This window comes from Massilia aurea, assembly GCF_040790145.1.
Taxonomy (GTDB): domain Bacteria; phylum Pseudomonadota; class Gammaproteobacteria; order Burkholderiales; family Burkholderiaceae_D; genus Telluria; species Telluria aurea_C.
This window is the reverse complement of record NZ_JBFMMP010000017.1, coordinates 53,990-75,927: the sequence shown is the minus strand read 5'-3', so window position 1 is coordinate 75,927 and position 21,938 is coordinate 53,990. Positions and strand designations below refer to the sequence as shown.

Sequence of the window (21,938 nt, the reverse complement as noted above, 5' to 3'; positions counted from 1 at the left end):
GATGCTCGCCCCGACAATCAATGTGCCGGTCCTTGAAGTGACCGGCATCCACAAGCAGTTCCCCGGCGTGCGCGCGTTGGCGGACGCGGGCTTGCGCCTGTATCCCGGCGAAGTCCACACGCTGATGGGCCAGAACGGCGCCGGCAAGTCCACCCTGATCAAGGTGCTCACGGGCGTGTACCAGCCCGAGCGCGGCAGCATCGTGCTCGGTGGCGTGCCGATCGCGCCGCGCTCGACGCAGGATGCGCAGACGCTGGGCATCAGCACCGTGTACCAGGAAGTGAACCTGTGCCCGAACCTGTCGGTGGCCGAAAACATCTTCATCGGCCGCTATCCGCGCAGATGGGGCATGATCGACTGGCGCCGCATGCGCCAGGATGCCAGCGCGCTGCTCACGCGCCTGCAGGTGCACATCGACGTGCGCCAGCCGCTGGGCAGCTTCCCGCTGGCGATCCAGCAGATGGTGGCCATTGCGCGCGCGCTGGGCGTCTCGGCGCGGGTGCTGATCCTGGACGAACCCACGTCGAGTCTCGACGAAGCCGAAGTGCAGCTGCTGTTTGCGAACCTGCGCGCGCTGCGCGAGCAGGGCATGGCGATCCTGTTCGTCACCCACTTCCTGGAGCAGACCTATGCCATCTCGGACCGCATCACCGTGATGCGCAACGGCGAGCGCGAAGGCGAGTACCTGTGCGGCGAGCTGTCGCGCCTGGCGCTGGTGAACAAGATGATCGGCGCGGCGCCCGATGCGGCAGAACAGGCGTCGACCGGCAGCCAGGAAGGTCACGAAGCCGGTGACACGTTCCTGCGCACGCGCCAGATGGCGCGGCGCGGCGTGCTCGCGCCGCTGGACCTCACGCTGCGCAAGGGCGAGCTGCTCGGCCTTGCCGGTCTGCTCGGCTCGGGGCGCACCGAGACCGCGCGCCTGCTGTTCGGCGCCGACAAGGTGGACAGCGGCGCGATCGAGATCGACGGCCGCGCGCGCACCTTCGCCACGCCGCGCGACGCCATCGCGCAGGGCATCGGCTTCTGTTCCGAAGACCGCAAGCACGAAGGCGCGATCCTCGACCTGTCGGTGCGCGAGAACCTGATCCTGGCGCTGCAGGCGCGCCAGGGTTTGCTGCGCGCGATTCCGCTGCGCCGCCAGCAGGAACTGGCCCGCCACTATGTGCAGCAACTGGGCATCAAGACTGCCAGCATCGAAACCCCTATTGGCACGCTTTCGGGCGGCAACCAGCAAAAGGTGCTGCTGGCGCGCTGGCTGGCCACCGAACCGACACTGATGATCCTCGACGAACCGACGCGCGGCATCGACGTGCGCGCCAAGCAGGAGATCATGGATTACGTCACGCTGCTCTGCCGCAAGGGGATGTCGATCCTGTTCATCTCGTCCGAGCTGCCCGAGGTGCTGCGCGTGAGCGACCGCATCGTCGTCATGCGCGACCGCAAGGCGTGTGGCGAGTACTGGCGCGGTGAACTCGACGAGGCCACCGTGCTGCATGTGATTGCCGGGGAGGGCGCATGATGGCCGTCAACGATAGCCCGGCGCTGCGGGCGCCCGCGCCGGCGTCCTTCGCCTCGCGCGCCATGGCGCACCGCCTGTTCCGGCCCTTGGCCGCGCTGGCCACGCTGCTGCTGATCGACTTCGTGCTGATTCCCGGGTTCTTCCACCTGGAGATCCGCGACGGCCACCTGTACGGCGCGCTGGTCGACATCGTCAACCGCGCAGCACCCTTGATGCTGGCGGCCATCGGCATGACGCTGGTAATCGCCACGCGCGGCATCGACATCTCGGTCGGCGCGGTGGTCGCGTTGTCGGGCACCGTTGCCTCGATGCTCATCGGCGGGACGATGGTGATGCAGGATGGCGTACCGGTTTACCTGGCCGACACGCCGATGCTGCTTGCCATTGCCGCCGCCATCGGCGCGGCGCTGCTGTGCGGCCTGTGGAACGGCGCGCTCGTCGCGGGCCTGGGCCTGCAGCCGATCGTGGCGACGCTCATCCTGATGGTGGCGGGGCGCGGCCTGGCCCAGTTGCTCACCGATGGCCAGATCGTCACGGTGTACTACCAGCCGTACTTCTTTCTGGGCAGCGGCTACCTGTTTGGCTTGCCATTCGCGCTGTTTGTGGTCGCAACCGTGTTTGCGGTGACGGCGCTGCTGCTGCGCCATACCGCGCTTGGCTTGTTCATCCAGGCCGTGGGCATCAACCCGGTGGCGGCGCGCCTGGCCGGGATTCGCACGGCGGCGCTGATCGTGTTCGTGTACGTGTTCGCGGCCGTCTGCGCCGGCATGGCCGGTCTCCTGATCAGTTCCAACGTGAAGAGCGCGGACGCCAACAACGCCGGCCTGATGCTCGAACTGGATGCCATCCTGGCCGTCACGCTGGGCGGCACGTCGCTCGCGGGCGGCAAATTCAGCCTGGCCGGTTCCGTCATCGGGGCCTTGATCATCCAGACGCTCACCTACACCATCTATTCGCTGGGCGTGCCGCCCGAGGTCAATATGGTCGTCAAGTCGGTTGTCGTGTTCCTGGTCTGTATTTCGCAGTCCGACCAGTTCAAGAATCTGTGGCAGCGGAGGGCGGCATGACAGCCAAGCTGACCCCTATGCGCACACTCGCGAAGGCGCCGTCGTTCACCTCCCTCGTCACGGTGGCCCTGCTTGCGGCGATGCTGCTCGTTGGCGGCGCGCTGTACGACGGCTTCCTGTCGCTGCAGGTGTTGCTCAATCTCCTCATCGACAACGCCTTCTTGCTCGTGATCGCCATCGGCATGGGCTTCGTGATCCTGTCTGGCGGGATCGACCTGTCGGTCGGCGCGGTGCTGGCGCTGTCGACGATGATCGCGGCCTGGCTGCTGCAGGTGGCGCACTGGCCGCCCGTCGCCGTGATTGTCACGATCCTGCTGCTGGGCGCCGCGTTCGGCGGCGGCATGGGCGCGATCATCCATTACTTCAGGCTGCAGCCGTTCATCGTCACGCTGGCTGGCATGTTCCTCGCGCGCGGCCTGTGCTACCTGATCAGCATCGAGTCCATCACCATCGACGACCCGCTGTTCGTGGCGATGTCGCAGACGCAGCTGCCGTTCTTCGGCGGCTTCATCTCGCCCGGCGCGCTGATCGCGCTGGGCATGCTGGTCTTCGCCATCTGGCTGGCGCACTACAGCGGCTTCGGGCGCGCCGTGTATGCGATCGGCGGCAATGAGACGTCGGCCGCGATGATGGGCCTGTCGGTCGGGCGCACCAAGATGCTCGTGTATGCGTTCAGCAGCTTCTGCGCGTCGCTCGCCGGCCTGCTGTTCGCGTTCTACATGCTTTCGGGTTATGGGCTGCATGCACAAGGCGCCGAGCTCGATGCCATCGCCGCCGTCGTCATCGGCGGCACGCTGCTCACGGGCGGCTACGGCTACGTGGCCGGCGCGCTGTCGGGCGTGCTGGTGCTGGGCACGATCCAGACGCTGATCGCCTTCGATGGCACGCTCAGTTCGTGGTGGACCAGGATCGTGATCGGCGGCTTGCTGTTCGTGTTCTGCGTCGTGCAGCGCGTGATGGCGCCTCGGACCCTGTAACGGACAAAAACAATAGAAGGAGACACCATGAAACACACGATGTTCGCCGCGCTGCTGTGCGCGAGCGCCTGCGCGCACGCCGCCAATCCGATCGTCAGGGATAGTTTCACGGCCGATCCGGCAGCCCTGGTGGACAAGGGGCGCGTCTATCTCTACGTTGGCAAGGACGAAGCGCCGGAAGGCGGCAAGGATTACGTGATGAACGAGTGGCGTGTCTACTCGAGCTGCGACATGCAGCGCTGGACGGACCACGGTTCGCCCCTGCGCTACTCCACCTTCAAGTGGGCCGGGCGCGATGCGTGGGCCTCGGACATCGTCCGCCGCGGCGACACCTATTATTTCTATTCGACGGTCGACCATGCGACCATTCCCGGCAAGGCCATCGGCGTGGCGGTATCGAACAGCCCGACCGGCCCGTTCGTCGATGCACTCGGCAAGGCCCTGGTGTCGAACGACATGACGAAGCAGACGCAGATCCTGTGGGACGATATCGATCCGGCCGTCTTCATCGACGACGATGGCCAGGCCTACCTGTATTGGGGTAATACGGTCATGAAGTACGTGAAGCTCAAACCGAACATGATCGAATTCGATGGCCCGATCCAGACGGTGGGCCTGGAGAACTTCGTCGAGGCGGCCTACGTCCACAAGCACAAGGGGACCTACCACCTGACCTATTCACGCCACTTCCCCGAAGAGACGGTGGCCATGCGCGGCCCGAGCGCGGTCGGCCCCTGGTCGATGGACGGCGTCATCATGGACAAGAACACCAACGTGAAAACCATCCACCAGGCGATCGTCGACTTCAACGGCAAGTCGTACATCTTCTACCACAACGGCAAGCTGCCCACGGGCGGGGAATTCCGCCGCTCGGTCGCGGTCGAAGAATTGCGCTACGCCCCGGACGGCAAGATCCTGCATGTGGCGCAGACCGTTGCCGGTCCCGCCGCCAATCCGTCGCCGGGCTGCACCTGATCCGATGGATACGACGAACCCCAACTGGTTTTTGAAGGCGCGCCTCAAGACGCGCCAGCTGCTGCTGTTGATTGCGCTGGACGACTACCGCAACATCCACCGCGCGGCCGAAGAGCTGCACATGACGCAGCCGGCGGCGTCGAAACAGATCAAGGATCTCGAAGAGATGCTCGACGTGCGCCTGTTCGAGCGTCTGCCGCGCGGGATGGAGCCGACCATCTACGGCGAGACGATGATCCGCCACGCGCGCATGGCGCTGACCAGCCTGGCGCTGGCGCACGACGATATCGTCGCGCTCAAGGCCGGGCTGGCAGGGCAGGTCGAGGTGGGCGTGATCATGACGCCGGCGATGGCGCTGCTGCCGCGCGCGATTGCCCGCATCAAGGAACACGCGCCGCTGCTGCGCATCGGCGTGCAGCTCGAGTCGAGCAATGTGCTGCTCGATAAGCTCAAGCACGGCACGCTCGACTTCATGATCGGGCGCATTCTCGAGAAAGAAGACTCCACCGGCCTGATCTATGAAGAATTGACCGAAGAGCCGGCCTGCGCCGTCGTGCGACCCGATCATCCTTTACTCGACAACAAGAACCTGACGCTGGAAGACATTGCCGGACGCCCCTGGATCTTGCCGCCGCCGGGCAGCATCCTGCGCCACCGATTCGACATGATGTTTCTGCGCGCCGGCCTGCAGCCGCCCGTGAACGTGGTCGATACGACAGCGTTGTTATTGGTCACCGCGCTGTTGCAGCAAACCGACGCACTTCATGTGATGCCGCAAGAAGTCGCGCAATATTATGCGTCGCTGAATGTGATGCGTATCTTGCCCATTGATTTGCCATGCACAATGGACGCGTTCGGCATCATTCGCCAGCAGGATCATTTGCTCTCGCCTGGCGCCGAATTGCTGCTGGGCGCCGTGCGGGCGGCAGCGGCGGAGATTTATTAGGATTGTGGCATCGCCGCCACGCCCCGTTACGGGCTCATGCGTAACGGGCGCGGCCCGGTTTGTTTGCTCGTTATAATCCCCCAACAAGAATATGTTGGCGGCGTTGCAAGAAGAGGGCAGTACACGATGTCTCGGTAACAGGCGCGCCAGCCTTGCAAGAACCATACTGGGTATTCCTGATGAGTAATCTTAGCGGCTTCATGCCGATGGTCGACGCCAGCCCTGTGCTGTCCGGCGATCCTGCCGGGCTGGACGCGCCTGCGCCAGTTGTCACCGCGCCGTCGACGCTGTTCGAGCCAGACACCTGGCCCGAAGGCTTGCGCGCCATTGCCGATCTCATTCAGGCGTCTCGCTTCCCCATGTTTCTGGCGATCGGGCGCGAGCTGCGCCTGTTCTACAACGACGCGTATTCCGACCTCCTGGGCGACAAGCACCCGGCGGCGCGCGGCGCGCCGTATGCCAGCGTGCGCCCCGAACTGTGGGATCGCATGCGGCCGTATTTCGACGAAGTGCTGGCCGGCGAATCGACCCAGCTCCAGCACGCGCTGATGGAATTCGAGCGCAACGGCAAGCGCGAACGGCGCTTCTTCTGCGTCTCGCTCTCGCCCGTGCGCCATGCGGGACAGGTGGCCGGCGTGTATTGCGTGCTCACCGAAACGACGTCGGACGTGCTGTCCGATTACCGCCATGCCTTCCACCAGAAGCTGGGCGAAGCGCTCGACGGCCTCGATGACGCCGACCACATCATGCGCGCGACGAGCGCCATGACGGGGCAGACGCTGGGCGTGGCGCGCGTGGGGTATGGCGAGATCGACGCCGCCGGCAAGTCCGTCAGCGTCGACGGCGACTGGACCAATGGCCGCATGCCCAGCCTGGCCGGCAGGTCGCATCCGCTCGACGCATTCGGCCCCGCAATCACGGCCAAGCTGCGCCAGGGCCGCAGCGTGCGCATCGACGATGTCGACACCGACGAGCGCAGCGCGCCGCATGCGATCGCGTACGACGCCATCGGCGCGCGCGCCCTGGTGATGGTGCCGATCATCGAAGAGGCGCGCTTGTCCGCCGTGTTCTACCTGCACGAACCGATGGCGCGCCACTGGACCGAGCGAGAAGTGGCGATGGCCGAAGACGTGGCGCGCCATACGCGCGAGGTCGCGCGCCGCTCGCGCGTGGAAGAAAGCCTGCGCGACGAGAGCCGCATCCTCGAAACCGTCAACCGCGCCGGGCGCGCGCTGGCCTCGACGCTCGACCTGGCCACGCTGTCGCAGTCGATCACCGACGCCGGCACCGAACTCAGTGGCGCGCGCTTCGGCGCCTTTTTCTATAACGCCGGTGGTCGGGGTGACCAAATGCGGTTGTACGCGCTGTCCGGCGCTTCGCGCGAGCAGTTCGACCGACTCGGGCCGCCGACGGCCGGCATCTTCCGCCCGATCCTCGATGGCGACGCGCCGGTGCGCTGCGACGACATCACGCTCGATCCGCAACACGCGGCACTGGTGGCCGAAGACACGCCGCTGGCCCAGCTGCGCGTGCGCAGCTACCTGGCGGTGCCGGTGGTGTCGCAGTCGGGCCAGGTGCTGGGCGGGCTGTTCCTCGGGCACCCGTCGCCCAATATGTTCACCGAGCGCACCGAGCGCATCGTCGCCGGCCTGGCCGCGCAGGCCGCGGTGGCGATGGACAATGCGCACCTGTACGAGATCGCGCAAAAGTCGGCGCTCGAGCGCGCCGCGCTGCTGCAAAGCGAGCGCCTGGCGCGCGTGCAGGCCGAGCGCCTCAGTCACACCAAGGATGAATTCCTGGCCATGCTGGCGCACGAGCTGCGCAACCCGCTGGCGCCGATCAGCAGCTCGGCAAGTCTGCTCAGCATGCAGTTCGCGAGCGAGCCGCGCATCTGCCAGACCAGCGCCATTATCAGCCGCCAGGTCAAGCACATGAGCCGCCTGATCGACGACCTGCTCGACGTCTCGCGCGTCACGCGTGGCCTGGTCAAACTGAAACTGGCGACGGTCGATTTTCGCGACGTGGTCAGCGGGGCGCTCGACCAGACACGCCCGCTGGTGCTCGAGAAATCGCACCACGTGACGGTGCAGTTGCCCGAAACGCCCGTGTATGTGCGGGGCGACCAGACGCGGCTCGTGCAGAGCGTGGCCAATATCGTCGGCAATGCGGCCAAGTACACGCCCAAGGCGGGCACGCTGGCCATCTGCCTGAGCGCCGATGGCGGGCGCATGGCGCTCGAAGTGCGCGACAACGGCTCGGGCATGCCGCCCGACCTGGTGCCGAACGTGTTCGACCTGTTCACGCAGGGCGCACGCACGCTGGCGCGCTCGCAGGGCGGGCTGGGGCTGGGCCTCACACTCGTCAAGCGCCTGGTCGACCTGCACGATGGCGACGTCACGGCGCACAGTGACGGCGTCGGTTGCGGCAGCACGTTCACACTGCGCTTGCCATGCCTGGGCACGAGCGCGCGCTGCGACGACGCCGATGCGCTGCCACCCGATGCCGAACCGGTACGCGCCACGCTCGGCCGCCAGCTGCGCGTGCTGATTGTCGACGACAACACCGACGCCGCCGACAGCCTGGCCACGCTGCTGCAGGTGCAGGGCCACGCCACCGCCGTCGACTACGACGCCGCGTCCGCCCTGCGCCGCGCGCGCATCGAACGGCCCGACGTGATGCTGATCGATATCGGCCTGCCCGACATCGACGGCTACCAACTGGCCTCGAGCATCCGCGCGCTGCCCGAGCTGGCGGCTACGGTGCCGGTCGCGGTCACCGGCTACGGCCAGGCGAAGGATCGCGAACGCGCGCTCGACGCCGGTTTCGCCCATCACCTGGTCAAGCCGGTCGACATGACGGCGCTGGTGCGCATCCTGGAAACGAGTGCGGCGCTCGCGGCGCAGAACGACGCAGCTGCCGCGTCGTCCTGAGTCCCTTCTGTGGGCCACTCCTGCGGGCGACTGGCATCCTTCGGCGGAGTATCATGGTGCTCCTGTCAACGAAAGGATGAGCATGACCGAATTCGTCATCACCGCACCCGACGCGGCTTCAGTGGCCGTCGCCGGTTCCAGCGCGCGCTTCCCGGTGCGCCGTGTGTTCTGCGTCGGCCGCAACTACGCGGCCCACGCGCGCGAAATGGGCAGCGACCCGAATCGCGAACCCCCGTTCTTCTTCACCAAGCCGGCCGACGCCGTCGTGCCGGCAAGTGGGGCGGTGCCGTATCCACCGGCGACGAACGACATGCACCACGAGATCGAACTGGTGGTGGCGCTCAAGTCGGGCGGCAAGGACATCGACGCGGCGCAGGCGCTCGATCTGGTGTGGGGCTATGGCGTGGGGCTGGACCTGACCCGGCGCGACCTGCAGGCGGTGGCCAAGGACGCCGGGCGGCCGTGGGACATGGCCAAGGGCTTCGACGCCTCGGCGCCGTGCAGCGCGCTGCATCCGGTGAGCGAAGCGGGCCATCCATCCGACGCGCGCATCTGGCTCGAAGTGAACGGCACGCTGCGCCAGGAAGGCAACCTCAATGAAATGATCTGGCCGATCGCCGACGTGATCGCATCGCTGTCGCGCCTCGTGACGCTGGCGCCGGGCGACCTGATTTATTCGGGTACGCCGTCCGGTGTTGGCGCCTTGCAGCCGGGTGACCGGGTGCGCGGGGGTGTCGAGGGGGTGGAGACGTTCGAGCTGGAGATCGGCGCCCGCTGATTTTACCGACGATACCGCTGCACTAAAGACCGTCGTTCCAGCCCTCGCCGGGCGCCTTGGCTGGAACCCAAGGCAGTCGCGCGCCGACATCAACGTTGCGGCTCGGCTGCTGAACTTGGGTTCCAGCCAAGGCGCCCGGCGAGGGCTGGAACGACGTGCTTGGGGACGTGGCCTGGTCTTCCTCACGTGCTCGAGAATGTGGTCTGATGCGAACACGTGCATCCTCCCGGCCAATCCCGCGCCCCAATCAGCGACTCATTTGCGAAAAGTCAAAGCCTCAAAAATTTGATACGCTAGTGCTATCGGCGCTCCTTGCGCCGCAGCACGCGCGGAGGCGCTATGACACAAGTCGCATTGATTGCCGTGCACGGCATGGGCGAGACCTTGCCCGACTATGCCGACGGTTTGTTCACTGGGTTGCGCACCCGCCTGGGGGCGTTGGCCGGCCAGGTTGTCATGCGCCCGGTCTACTACCAGGGCATCCTGCACGACAACCAGCGCCTGGTCTGGGACCGCATCGCCGCCACCGGCAAGGTGCGCTACGACGCGCTGCGCAAGTTTGTCCTGTATGGCCTGGGCGACGCCGCCGGGCTGGAAAACCGCAAGGAGATCCCCGGTTCGGTCTATGAGCAGGCCCAGGGCGAGATCGCCGCCACGCTGTTGTCGGCCCACGCCGCGCGGCCCGGCATGCGCGTGGTGTTCGTCGCGCAGTCGCTGGGCGGCCAGGTGCTGTCGAGTTATCTCTACGATGCGCAGAAAGCGGCCGCCGGCAAGCCCGTCGCTGCCGGCATCTGGCGCAATATCGATGCCTGGGCCAACGCCCGGCTGGGCCGGCCCCTCACCAACAGCGAACTGGCCTTCATCGGCGGCGGCACCTGCGCGGGGCTGGTCACCACTGGCTGCAATATCCCGATCTTCGTCGCTGCCCACCAGGAAATGCACATCATCCCGATCGCGCCGCCGACGTCGCTGTTCAAGTGGATCAACTTCTACGATCCCGACGACGTGCTGGGCTGGCCGCTGCAGCCGCTGTCCGGCGGCTACCGGGCCCTGGTCGAAGACCGCGCCATCAATGCCGGGGGCGGGGTAGGCGACTTCGTGATGCGCAGCTGGAATCCGCTGGCGCACAACACCTACTGGGACGACGGCGCGGTGCTGGACGCGATCACCGCGATGCTGGGCCGGCTGGCGGCGTAGCGCCGCCGTTACGCCGCCAGCGCCGGCACCGCGCGCGCCGCCAGTTGCGGGCGCGTGCGCCCAGACGACTCGCCCAGCCTGAACGCGGCCGCCACCTGCGCCAGCTGCGCCGCCTGTTCCTGCATGCTCGCCGCCGCCGCGGCGGCTTCCTCGACCAGCGCCGCGTTCTGCTGCGTCACCTGGTCCATCTGCGTGATCGCTTCATTGACCTGGTTGATGCCCACGCGCTGCTCCTGCGTGGCAGTGGTGATCTCGGACATCATGTCGGTCACGCGCGCCACGCTGGCCACCACGTCGCTCATCGTGGCGCCGGCCTGCTGCACGAGCGTCGTGCCGGCGTTCACCTGGGTCATCGAGTCGCCGATCAGGGCCTTGATCTCTTTGGCCGCACCAGCCGAGCGCTGCGCCAGGTTGCGCACTTCGGACGCCACCACGGCAAAACCGCGCCCCTGTTCGCCGGCGCGCGCCGCTTCCACCGCCGCATTCAGGGCCAGGATATTGGTCTGGAAGGCGATGCCGTCGATCACGCCGATGATGTCGACGATCTTGCGCGCCGAGGCGTCGATGGAACCCATCGTGTCGACCACTTGCCCGACGATGGCGCCGCCGCGCGCGGCTACGTCGGACGCTGTCTGCGCCAGGCCGTTGGCCTGCACCGCATTGTCGGCGTTCTGGCGCACGGTGGCGGTCAGTTCTTCCATCGAGGCGGCCGTCTCTTCGAGCGAGCTGGCTTGCTGCTCGGTGCGCGCCGACAGGTCGAGATTGCCGGCCGCGATTTCGCTCGAGGCGGTGGAGATGGCGCTGGTGCCTTGCTGGACCTGCGACACCACCCGCACCAGCGAGCCGTTCATCGTCTGCAGCGAGCGCATCAAATCGCCCACCTGGTCGTTCGGGTAAGAGGCAAATGCGTGGCCCAGGTCGCCCGAGGCCACCGTCTCGGCGACATCGAGCGCGGCGTCGAGCGGGCGGGTGATGCTGCGCGTGATGATCACGGCGGCGATCGCGCCGATCAGCGTCGAGAGCACGGCCAGCGTCAGCACCAGTCGCGTACTGCGCTCGTTGGCCGCCTCGATGGCCAGCGCCGTCTGGTCGATGCTCTTGCGCTGGATCTGCAGCAGGGCCAGCACCTTCGCGCCATAGGCGGCGGCCGCGGGTGCGAACACCTGTTCATAGGCCTGCTCGGCGGCGGCGGCGTCGCCCGCGGTACGCGCGTTCATCACGGTTTCCTTGGCCTGCTGGTAGGTCTTGCGCAGGCCGAGGATCTCTTGCAGCGTCGCTTTTTCTTCGGGCGAGTCGAGCAGCGCTTCGACTTTTTTCAGGATGACCGTGGTGTCGGCGACGCTGTCCTTGATCGGCTTGGCGAACACCGCCGACAGGGTGCTGTCGGTGCTGCGCGCGATGAGCGAGGTGCGGGCGATGGCTGAATAGGTCAGCACATACCAGTCGGCCACCAGGCGTTCCTTGGTCAGCGGCTTTTGCATCATCTGCTGGGTGGCTTCGGCGCTGCTGCGCGTGGTGTAGAGCGCGAACGAGGTGGCCGCCAGCGACAGGACGAGCATCGTGGCGAAGCCAAGTGTCAGGCGCGAGCCGATACGTAAGTTTTTTAGCACAATGTCATCACTTCGAAGAAAAAGATTGAACGGCGGAGAAATTCCGTCAGGCAAGTATCAACCGTTTAAACTTCAAATGAAATATCAATACGACAGCGTGTTGTATTGATGCCGCACAAGCCCCGTGCGGCGTAGTTCGGCCTAGGCTTGACGCGTCAGCTTGAACAGCGTGCGGATATCGCCCGCCACGGCGCCGCGCGCGTTCTTGATGGCCGGCTGGCGATAGCGCTCGAGCATCTCGCGCCGCGCCGCGTTCAACAGGCCCAGTTGATCGAGCACGGCGTACACGGCCGGATGCAGCGCGCGCACATTGCCGTCGACGATCTTGATCGCGATGCCGATCCCGGCCGAACGGATGCCAATCGCCTGCACGGCGTCGGCGCCGATCTTGGTGACCCAGTCGCCGCCACCGGCCGTCATCCAGTGCAGGTCGGTGCGTTCCTCGCCCGACACCAGGTCGGGGCGGGCGATCATCGCGTCGCGCAGCGTGCCCAGTGCGCCGCCCAGCTTCGGGTCTTTCGGGCCGTGCGCCAGGCGCGCGTACAGGTGCGCCAGGCGACTCAATGGCATCGCGTAGTTGGGCGCCGAGCAGCCGTCCAGGCCGACCGGCATGGCGTCGGGCGCCATGCCAATGGTCTCGGCCAGCGTGGCGCGCACGGCTTGCTGCAGCGGGTGCGCACGCTCGACATAACCCGCCGTGGGCGCATCGTGCAGCCGGCACCAGGCCAGAAAGCCACTGTGCTTGCCGGAGCAGTTGTGATGCAGCGGCGTCCAATGCCCATCCGGCGGCGGCTTCTGGCCCGTGAACTCGTAGTGCAGCGGCACCGCGCAGCCGCATTCGAGGTGGCCGGGATCGAGCCCGATCTTGCTGAGGATCGAGCTCACGCCAGCGAGGTGCTTGTCTTCGCCCGAGTGGCTCGCGCACAGCAGCGCGACTTCGTCGCCCGACAGGCCAAAGCGCGCCGGGCCATCGGCCAGGATGAAGGGCAGGGCCTGGAACGGCTTGAGCGCCGAGCGCGTGAAAGTGGGGTAATCCGGGTCGCCGGCGGACCACAGCAGGCGGCCGCTCGTGTCGACCACGGCGACCGATCCGAGGTGCACGTTTTCGATTGCGTAATCGGGCAAATGAGCGGTGTCGGGGTAGCCGCGCGTGGTCGCGGCGAGGGGAATGACTGGCATGGGAGAGGGGGCAATCCAAGTGGGCGGACCCCTACTGTACGACATACGTACGTAATGCAGACACACAGTTGAAACAAGGCTTGCTTTCATATATGCACCTCCCGTTCACCCCGCGAATCGCGCACTTCGTCGCGTAATCCGGCGCTTGACGCCCTTCGCGCTTGAACGCTTTTTTCGGCTCGCTAGACTGGCTTCATCGTCAGGCAACGCAGCGCTGGCGACACGCCAAATTTTCCGCCACCGACCTGAAAGGAATCACCATCATGCGCCTCGCTTCCATCGCCCTGTTCGCCGCCGCCGCTGTCGTCTCGTTGGCCAGCAGCGCCGCCCCGCAAATCGCTACCGGCGACGTCGCCGACGTCATCAACGTGCGCGCCGCGCAGCCGAAAAAAGTCTATATCGATCCGATGATGTACCAGCGCATGCAGGGCGCCTACAAACTCGACGACGGTCGCACGCTGCACGTGACCGGCAAGAGCCGCAAGCTGTACGCCGACCTGGGTCAAGGCCCGCAGGAAATCGTGCACGTGGGGAGCGACCGTTTCGAGGCGGTCGGCAAGGACCTGAGCGTGCGCTTCGACGGCGGGCCGTTCCCGCACACGGTCCACCTCAAGGACGAATCAGGCCGCGTGCTGGCGTCAAGCCAGCGTTGAGCCGAAGCGGCCGGCCTGGTAGTCGGCGATCGCCTGCCCAATTTCAGCGCGGGTGTTCATGACGAACGGCCCGTGCGCGACCACCGGTTCCCCGATCGGATCGGCGTGCCCGAACAACAGCAGCGAGGCGGTATCGGCGACGAGTTCGAGCGTGTCGCCAGCCTCGCTCAGCTCGACCAGTTGGTAAGCGTTGACGAGATCGTCGTGCCCACCCACGCCGATGCGCCCACGCACCACATACAGCAGCACGTTGCGACCTTGCAGGCCGGTGATGCGCAGCCGGCCGCCGGCCTGCAGCGCGACGGTGCTCATGAACACGCCGGTCAGCGACGCCACGGGGCCGGTGCTGCCGGCCCACTCGCCGGCGATCAGGTTCAGCGTGACCCGGCCGTCGTCCAGCGACAAGGCCGGAATCTGCGCTTGCTGCACGCCGGTGTAGGCGGGCGCCGTCATCTTCAGGCGCGCCGGCAGATTCACCCACAGTTGCAGGATCTCGAGCGGGCCGCCGGTGTCGAGAAAGTCGCGCGGCGAGACTTCGGCGTGCACGATGCCGCTGCCCGCCGTCATCCACTGGACGCCGCCGGCGTGGATGATGCTTTCGTGGCCCGCGCTGTCGCGGTGGGCCAGCATGCCTTCGACGATGAAGGTGACGGTTTCAAAACCCCGGTGCGGGTGCGGGCCGAACGGCAGGCCGCGGTTGTGCGGGCCGTAGGTTTGCGGGCCGTGGTGGTTCAGGAACAGGAACGGATCGATCTGGTCGAGATCGGGCGAGGGCACGGGGCGCTGCGTGAGCAGGTCGCCGATATCGTCGCGCAGCGCGGCGTGCGCGCGCAGGAAAGTCTTGTCGGTCATTGCGATGTTGTCGTTGGTCTGGATGCGTAACGATACGCTGAAAGCGGCAGTCGCGTTCACAGCGGTTACAGAAGGCGCTATGCTGGATATTTTGCGCATTTGCAACCAATGGAGAACGGCCCAGTATGTACAAGAACGTCTGCCTTGCCAGCTTGTTGCTGGCCTCAATCCCGACCTATGCCGCCGCTGCCGCGCCGAGCGAGGTCGCCGTCAGCGCCGCCAAATATGCCGTGGCCACCTACCGCAACGATGTCGTCGACACGCTGGCCAGGCTGGTGAGCTTCAACACGGTGGTCGATGCGCGCTACCCGTCGGACCGGAACCCGGTGCATATCGCGTTCAAGGCGGCATTGAAGGCCGAGGCCGAGCGCATGGGGCTCGATTACACCGACTACGGCTGGACGGTCGTCGTCGGCCTGGGTAAAGGTACCGAACGTGTGGGCATCGTCACGCATGGCGACGTGCAGCCGGTCGATCCGACCAAGTGGAAGAAGTCGCCGTTCGTGCTGGACCGCACCAGCGAGCCGGGCAAGCTGATCGCGCGCGGCGCCGAAGACGATAAAGGCCCGATCGCCACCGCGCTGTATGCGATGAAGACGATCCGCGACCGCCAGATTCCGCTCACCAAGCGCATTGAGCTGTATGTGTACATGGGCGAGGAGTCCGACTGGGGCCCGCTGACCGAGTTCCTCAAGACGCACGTGCCGCCGCAAATGAGCATCACGCTCGACGCCGAGTATCCGGTGGTGACGGCCGAGAAGGGCGGCGGTACGGTGGCCGTGACGATCCCGAAGGCCGGCGCGCAGGCGCCAGTGGCCGGCGACGCCTACATCGCCGCGTTCGGTGGCGGCTCGTTCAATACGCAGATTCCGGAAGACGCCGAGGCGCTGGTGGCCAATGCGACGCCGCAGATCGAAGGGCAGATCCGCGCACGCGGCGCGCAGCACGAAGGCATGACGTACACCTACACGTGGCAGGGCAAGGACCTGGCGGTGCGCGCCAAGGGCATGTCGGCCCACTCGTCCAAGCCGCAGGAAGGGGTAAACGCGGTGAGCATGCTGGCCGATGCGCTGGCCGTGCGGCCGTGGGCCAATACCACGGCCGGCGGGGTCGTGAACTACCTGAATGATCTCGTCGGCGTGGGCTACTACGGCGAAAAATTTGGCAGCGGCGCCGGCAACATCGCTTACCGCGACAAGTTCATGGGCCCGCTCACCTTCAAGCCGACCGTGATTCGCCAGCTGGATGACGGCATCGAGGTGGCGATCAACCTGCGCCGCCCGCAGGGCAAGACGAGCGCGCAGCTGACCGATGAAATCAACGCCGCCTTGAGCCAGTGGCAGGCGCGCCAGGTCCCGCTCACGAACATCAAGGTCGGCATGCGCGACCCGTGGATCCTGCAAGACGCGCCGCAGGTGCCGACGCTGCTCTCGACGTTCGCCTACTTCACCGGCATGAAGGATGCGAAGCCGGTTGCGATCGGTGGCGGCACCAATTCGCGCCTGTTCCCGAATACGGTGAGCTTCGGGCCATCGATGCCGGGCCAGAAATACTCGGGGCATTCCGAGCATGAGTTCATCACGACCAGGCAGTTGCTGCTGAACCTGCAGATGTACACGGCGGTGCTGGTCGAACTGGCGCGGTAAGGCAGGGCGTTGCTTCGTCTGTGCGCAGCGTTGCGGCGCCCCTCTTGCCCTCCGTGTCCTGTAGTCCCGTGCCTTGCCAAATTGTGTAAAAACTTCTAATTTTTTAGTAGGCGTGGGACTACAATATCCGGGCCACCGAGCGTCCGTACGGGCGCTCTCCCTTGTGAATCCTCGTCGTATGCCGAGGGCTGTGTCGCCCTGATACAGCCACTGTATTGTTGCCCGGAAAAGGACTTGGTTCCGGGTAGAAAATGTGGCGATTACAGCATGATAGGATCGGCCAAGAGCTATGCTCTCAGAGCCTGGCTTACAGCCGCGAGCGCGCCAATGCGTCGATGTTGGCGTGCGCGTTCGCGCCGGATGTGACCGAACCTTATTGATTGCCATGCACAGTAAAGAACTCAAAAAACCGGACGGACGCAACCTTACTCTCTACAGCAACGGACCCATCCCCGACGGCCTGGTCGCACCCAGCCCGTTCCCGGATCCGCAGCACGCCAACCCGCACCTGCGCTGGCATGCGCTGCGCGGCGAATGGGTCACCTACGCGGCGTTCCGCCAGAACCGCACCTACCAGCCGCCGCCGCAATACAATCCGCTGGCGCCGACGATCGACCCTGCCAATCCCACCGAGATGCCCGCGGGCGACTACGAGATCGCCGTATTCGACAACCGCTTCCCGTCGCTGGCGCTCGAGTCGCACGATCCGCCGTCGGTGACCGTGCCGACCGCACCGGCCAACGGCCAGTGCGAAGTGGTCGTTTTCACGCAAGACCCGAACACGGCGCTGGCCCATCTGCCGCTGTCGCGCATCGCGCTGCTGCTGCAGGTGTGGGGCGACCGCACCACGCGCGTGGGCAGCCATCCGCACATCCAGTACGTGCTGCCGTTCGAGAACCGCGGCGCCGAAGTGGGTGTCACGCTGCACCACCCGCATGGCCAGATCTACTCGTACCCGTTCGTGCCGTCGGTCCCGGCGCGCATGCTGGCGCAAGAGCGCGAATACTATCTGCAGCACGGCGCGAGCCTGCTGTGCGACATGGCGCGGGGCGAAGCCTCAGACGGCAAGCGCGTGCTGTACCAGGACGACTTTGCTATTGCCTTCGTGCCGGCCTGCGCGCGTTATCCATATGAGGTATGGGTGATGCCGACTGCACCGTGCAAGGATTTCGCGGCGCTCACGCCGCCGCAGCGCGATTCGCTGGCGCGCGCACTCAAGACAGTGCTGCTCAAGTACGAGACGCTGTGGAACCGCCCCTTCCCGTACCTGATGGCGTGGTACCAGGCGCCGACCGACGGCGCCGAGCATCCCGAGACGCAGCTGCATGCGCAGTTCTATCCGCCATACCGCACGCGCGACCGCCTGAAATACCTGGCCGGTACCGAGCTGGCCGCCGGCATGTTCGCGATGGACGTGCTGCCCGAAACCACCGCCTATGAATTGCAGCAGGTCGAGATCGACCTGGAGGAGAGTGCATGACAGACATCGATATGCGCGCCCAGGAGGTCGCCGACAAACTCGCGCTGCTGCGCGCCACCCTTGCCTCGACCGGGGCCGGCGCGGTGCGCTTGCGCGGCATCGACTGGTTCGCCTGGATCACTGCGGGCGGCTCGAGCGCGGTGCTGCACACCACCGACGTGGGCATTGCCGAAGTGCTGGTCACGCCGAACGACGCCTGCGTGCTGACCGACGCGATCGAAGGCGAGCGCCTGCGCCTGGAAGAAGTGCCGGCTGGTTTCAGCTTCCATGTTGGCCCGTGGGCCGAGCTGGAACTGCGCGAACGCTTCGTGCTCGGCGCGGCCGATGGCCGGCCGGTGCTGTCTGATCGTCCGCAAGATGACGAACTGCCGTTGCCGCTGCCGCTGCGTCAGCGCAAGCTGGTACTGGGCGACGCCGAGCAGGCGCGCTACCGGCTGCTGGGCCGTGAAGCGGCCGAGGCGATGACCGAGGTGCTGCACCGTGCCCGGCCCGACTGGACCGAGCAGCAACTGGCCGGGGCCGGCGCCGAGGCGCTGTGGCGCCGCGGCATCCACCCGGCGCTGGTGCTGGTGGCCGGCGCGAGGCGCCTGCCGCTGTTCCGTCACGCGACGCCGTCGCACGAGCCGATCGGCGAGCGCGCGATGCTGGTTTTCTGCGCGCGCCGGCACGGCCTGTATGCCAATCTGACACGCTTCGTGAGCTTCGGCGGCGCGGGTTCGGCGCCGGCGGCGCAGCGCGCGCTGATGGCGGTCGAGGCCACCGGCCTGGCCGCCGTCGTGCCCGGCAAATCGCTGTCATCGGTGTACCACGCGCTGGCCCAGGCGTATCACCATGCCGACGTCGAGGACGCGATCCGCGAACATCACCAGGGCGGCATTACCGGCTATCTGGCGCGCGAGATCGTCGCCACCGCCAGCACCGCCACACAACTCGAACAGGGCATGGCGTTCGCGTTCAATCCAAGCTATAACGGTATGAAAATCGAAGACACGTTCCTGCTCGGCCCAGACGGACTCGAAAACCTCACCTTCGATCCGGCCTGGCCGTCCGTTGAAGTCCAGGGGCGCCAGCGGCCGCTCTGGCTGGAGGTACAAACATGACCATCACGACCGATACCTTCTTTGGCGGCGCCCCTGAAGTGAACGCGTCGGCGCCGGGCCGGGTGAACCTGCTTGGCGAGCACACCGACTACAACGACGGTTTCATGCTGCCGGTGGCCACGCCGCAGCGCACGCTGGTGGCCATGAGCCGCAGCGGCGACGATCATTTCCATTTTTATTCACCCAATTTCGACGCGACCGTGACCTTCGCCAGGGACAGCAGCGCGCCGCAGGGCTTCGGCAGCTACATCGAGGGCTGTATCCGCCTGGTGCAGGCTGACGGTATCGACGTGCCGCCGCTACGCGTGTATGTCGAGACCGACCTGCCGGTGGGCTCGGGCCTGTCGTCGTCGGCGGCACTTGAAGTAGCGACGCTGCGCGCCATGCGTGCGCTGCTGGGCTTCGAGCTCGACGACGTCAAGCTGGCGCGCATCGCCCAGCGCGCCGAGATCGAGTATGCGCACGTAAACTGCGGGATCATGGACCAGATGGCCTCGAGCCTGGCCGATGAAACCAATATGCTGTTCATCGATGCGCGCACGCTGGCACATCATCTTGCGCCGCTGCCGCCCGATACCGAACTGATCGTCATCGATTCGGGCGTGGCGCGCACGCTGGCGGCGAGCAAGTACAACGAGCGCCGCGCCGAATGCGAAGAAGGTTCGCGCATCCTGGGCGTGAAGGCCCTGCGCGACGTGGCCGACCCGGCTTCGGTCGAGACGCTGCCGTCGCCGCTGCGCGAACGGGCCCGCCACGTGGTGCACGAGAACCTGCGCGTGCTCGAGGCGGCCAAGGGCGTGGACGCCGAACGCTTCGGCGCGCTGATGAATGCGTCGCACGTGAGCTTGCGCGACGATTACGAAGTCTCGATCCCCGAGCTCGACGCCTTGTGCGAGGCGCTGCGGGCCGCGCCCGGCGTGCTGGGCGCGCGCCTGACCGGCGCCGGCTTTGGCGGCGCCTGCGTCGCCCTGTGCCGCAAGGGGCAGGCGCAAGAAGCAGCCACCACCGCGCTGGCGGCTTATCAAGACCACCTTGAACCAGGAAAGGGCGTTCAGGGTCGTATCCTGATTCCGGTTCCAACTGACCGAAAGGACAAGAATGAATCAGTTTGAATATCCCCGTCCACAACTGGTGCGCGACCAGTGGCAAAGCCTGAACGGCAAATGGCAATTCTGTTTCGACGACGAGGGCCGCTTCACGCTGCCGTCCGACGTGACCGAATGGACGCACGAGATCACCGTGCCGTTCGCGCCCGAGACCGCCATGAGCGGCATCGAAGACACGGGCTTTCACCGCTTCGTCTGGTACCAGCGCGAATTCGAGGTAAAGCCCACCGAGGGCCGCACGATACTGCACTTTGGCGCGGTCGACTACAGCGCGCGCGTGTGGGTCAATGGCCAGCTGGTCGTCGAGCACGAGGGCGGCCACACGCCGTTCTCGGCCGACATCTCGGGCGCGATGAATGCGGATGGCAAGCAGGTCGTGACGGTCTGGGTCGAAGACGATCCGGCCGACCTGGCCAAGCCGCGCGGCAAACAGGACTGGCTGCTCGATGCCCACTCGATCTGGTATCCGCGCACCACCGGCATCTGGCAAACGGTGTGGGTCGAGCAGGTCGCGCCCACCTATATCCAGAAGCTGCGCTGGACGCCGGTCTTCGAGACCTATGAAATCGGCTGCGAAGTGTTTGCCGCCGGCGATATCCAGGACGACCTGTTCGTCGAGGTCAAGATCTGGCACGGTGACCAGCTGCTGGCCGACGATTACTACAAGCTGCTCGGCGGTGAAGCGAACCGCAAGATCGCGCTGTCCGATCCGGGGATTGACGATTCGCGCAACGAAATTCTCTGGAGCCCCGAGCGTCCGACCTTGCTGGACGCCGAAGTCACCTTGCGCAAGGGCGACGTGGTGCTCGACCGCATCCGCTCATATACCGCGCTGCGTTCAGTGTCGATCAACCGCGACCGCTTCATGCTCAATGGCCGGCCGTACCAGCTGCGCCTGGTGCTGGACCAGGGCTACTGGCCCGAATCGTTCATGACGGCCCCATCCGACGGGCACCTGAAGCGCGACGTCGAGCTGGTCAAGCTGATGGGCTTTAACGGCGTGCGCAAGCACCAGAAGATCGAGGATCCCCGGTTCTTGTACTGGGCCGACAAGCTGGGCCTGATGGTGTGGGAAGAAATGCCGTCGGCGTACCGCTTCAGCCCGCGCGCGATCACGCGTATGGTCAAGGAATGGACCGAGGCGATCGAGCGTGACTACAGCCACCCCTGCATCATCGTGTGGGTGGCCTTCAACGAATCGTGGGGCGTGCCGAACCTGACCCTCACGCAGGCGCATCGCAATGCCGTCGAGGCGCTGTACCACCTGACCCGCACGCTCGACTCGACGCGCCCCGTCATCGGCAACGATGGTTGGGAGGCATCAGCCACCGATATCCTGGGCATCCACGATTACGACAGCGATCCCGAGAAGGTGCAGGCGCGCTACGCGGTGACCGATCCGGTGCGCACGCTGTTCGATCAGCGGCGGCCAGGCGGGCGTATCCTGACCCTCGACGGTTTCCCGCACCGCGGCCAGCCGATCGTGCTGACAGAATTCGGCGGCATTGCCTACGATCCGAAGCAGACGCCGAACCCGGACGAAACTACCTGGGGCTATAGCCGGGCGCACACGGCCGAAAGCTACCTGAAGCAGTACCGGCGCCTGCTGCAGGTGGTCAACGAAACCTTCATGTTCAGCGGCTTCTGCTACACGCAGTTCACCGACACCTTCCAGGAAGCCAACGGTTTGCTCAATGCCGACCGCTCGCCGAAGCTGCCGCTCGAGGTGATCAGCGCGGCGACACGCAATATCCCCCTGTTTCACCGCGAGGTGGAAGAAGGCAAAGAAACGGGCAAGGACGCGTGCAAGGGCCCTGGCGCGCCGTAGCGCCAGCGAGGGGGCAGGGCCGGCACGGCCTGCCGGCTGAGACACCACCAGGCCACATGTCGCGCCAGCGCATGTGGCCTTTGCACAAGTGC

17 protein-coding genes are annotated in these 21,938 nt (G+C 66.0%); 14 read left to right on the top strand and 3 right to left on the bottom strand.

Annotation, left to right across the window (positions count from 1 at the left end; genetic code table 11):
- Nucleotide 1 precedes the first annotated feature (1 nt).
- The 8 genes from AB2N08_RS19455 (at nt 2) to AB2N08_RS19420 (ending at nt 10,392) form a co-directional block, all read left to right on the top strand.
- Nucleotides 2-1,522, top strand: coding sequence for a sugar ABC transporter ATP-binding protein (locus tag AB2N08_RS19455; protein ID WP_367612551.1), 1,521 nt, complete (start codon nt 2-4; stop codon nt 1,520-1,522).
- Complete coding sequence (locus AB2N08_RS19450; RefSeq protein ID WP_370662440.1) at nt 1,519-2,589, top strand: ABC transporter permease; 1,071 nt, start codon at nt 1,519-1,521, stop codon at nt 2,587-2,589. The genes AB2N08_RS19455 and AB2N08_RS19450 overlap by 4 nt, the downstream gene beginning before the upstream one ends.
- A complete protein-coding gene (gene yjfF / locus AB2N08_RS19445) occupies nt 2,586-3,566 on the top strand; it encodes a galactofuranose ABC transporter, permease protein YjfF (RefSeq protein WP_367612550.1) in 981 nt (326 codons plus the stop codon). The genes AB2N08_RS19450 and yjfF overlap by 4 nt, the downstream gene beginning before the upstream one ends.
- Nucleotides 3,567-3,593: 27 nt before the next feature.
- A complete protein-coding gene (locus AB2N08_RS19440) occupies nt 3,594-4,541 on the top strand; it encodes a glycoside hydrolase family 43 protein (RefSeq protein ID WP_367612549.1) in 948 nt (315 codons plus the stop codon).
- Between the two features lie 4 nt (nt 4,542-4,545).
- Entirely contained in the window at nt 4,546-5,487 is a 942-nt protein-coding gene (locus AB2N08_RS19435; RefSeq protein ID WP_367612548.1) for a LysR family transcriptional regulator, read from the top strand.
- Between the two features lie 179 nt (nt 5,488-5,666).
- Nucleotides 5,667-8,417 (top strand): hybrid sensor histidine kinase/response regulator, encoded by a 2,751-nt coding sequence (locus tag AB2N08_RS19430; RefSeq protein WP_367612547.1) that lies wholly within the window; start codon nt 5,667-5,669, stop codon nt 8,415-8,417.
- 82 nt (nt 8,418-8,499) lie between these two features.
- On the top strand, nt 8,500-9,195 hold the full coding sequence (locus AB2N08_RS19425) for a fumarylacetoacetate hydrolase family protein (RefSeq protein ID WP_367612546.1): 696 nt from the start codon (nt 8,500-8,502) through the stop codon (nt 9,193-9,195).
- Nucleotides 9,196-9,534: 339 nt separating this feature from the next.
- Nucleotides 9,535-10,392, top strand: coding sequence for a hypothetical protein (locus tag AB2N08_RS19420; RefSeq protein ID WP_367612545.1), 858 nt, complete (start codon nt 9,535-9,537; stop codon nt 10,390-10,392).
- Between the two features lie 8 nt (nt 10,393-10,400).
- Here the strand turns inward: AB2N08_RS19420 and AB2N08_RS19415 are convergent, their stop codons facing one another.
- Nucleotides 10,401-12,002, bottom strand: a complete 1,602-nt coding sequence (locus AB2N08_RS19415; RefSeq protein ID WP_370662439.1) for a methyl-accepting chemotaxis protein — start codon at nt 12,000-12,002, stop codon at nt 10,401-10,403.
- A gap of 141 nt (nt 12,003-12,143) precedes the next feature.
- Nucleotides 12,144-13,181, bottom strand: coding sequence for an asparaginase (locus AB2N08_RS19410; protein ID WP_367612544.1), 1,038 nt, complete (start codon nt 13,179-13,181; stop codon nt 12,144-12,146).
- Nucleotides 13,182-13,444: 263 nt separating this feature from the next.
- On the opposite strand from AB2N08_RS19410, the gene AB2N08_RS19405 reads away from it, so the two are divergent.
- Entirely contained in the window at nt 13,445-13,834 is a 390-nt protein-coding gene (locus AB2N08_RS19405) for a hypothetical protein (RefSeq protein WP_367612543.1), read from the top strand.
- Here the strand turns inward: AB2N08_RS19405 and AB2N08_RS19400 are convergent.
- Nucleotides 13,820-14,686: a pirin family protein gene (locus AB2N08_RS19400; protein WP_367612542.1), complete on the bottom strand. Its 867-nt coding sequence runs from the start codon at nt 14,684-14,686 to the stop codon at nt 13,820-13,822. The genes AB2N08_RS19405 and AB2N08_RS19400 overlap by 15 nt on opposite strands.
- A 125-nt stretch (nt 14,687-14,811) precedes the next feature.
- Here AB2N08_RS19400 and AB2N08_RS19395 point away from each other — a divergent pair, with 125 nt between their 5' ends.
- The 5 genes from AB2N08_RS19395 (at nt 14,812) to AB2N08_RS19375 (ending at nt 21,846) form a co-directional block, all read left to right on the top strand.
- Complete coding sequence (locus AB2N08_RS19395) at nt 14,812-16,332, top strand: dipeptidase (RefSeq protein ID WP_367612541.1); 1,521 nt, start codon at nt 14,812-14,814, stop codon at nt 16,330-16,332.
- A 385-nt stretch (nt 16,333-16,717) separates the two neighbouring features.
- Entirely contained in the window at nt 16,718-17,812 is a 1,095-nt protein-coding gene (galT, locus tag AB2N08_RS19390) for a galactose-1-phosphate uridylyltransferase (protein WP_367612540.1), read from the top strand.
- The gene (locus AB2N08_RS19385; protein ID WP_367612539.1) at nt 17,809-18,912 is read left to right on the top strand and encodes a M24 family metallopeptidase; all 1,104 of its coding nucleotides are present in this window, start codon (nt 17,809-17,811) and stop codon (nt 18,910-18,912) included. The genes galT and AB2N08_RS19385 overlap by 4 nt, the downstream gene beginning before the upstream one ends.
- Nucleotides 18,909-20,024, top strand: a complete 1,116-nt coding sequence (gene galK, locus AB2N08_RS19380; RefSeq protein ID WP_367612538.1) for a galactokinase — start codon at nt 18,909-18,911, stop codon at nt 20,022-20,024. The genes AB2N08_RS19385 and galK overlap by 4 nt, the downstream gene beginning before the upstream one ends.
- The gene (locus AB2N08_RS19375) at nt 20,011-21,846 is read left to right on the top strand and encodes a glycoside hydrolase family 2 protein (protein ID WP_367612537.1); all 1,836 of its coding nucleotides are present in this window, start codon (nt 20,011-20,013) and stop codon (nt 21,844-21,846) included. The genes galK and AB2N08_RS19375 overlap by 14 nt, the downstream gene beginning before the upstream one ends.
- Nucleotides 21,847-21,938 lie beyond the last annotated feature (92 nt).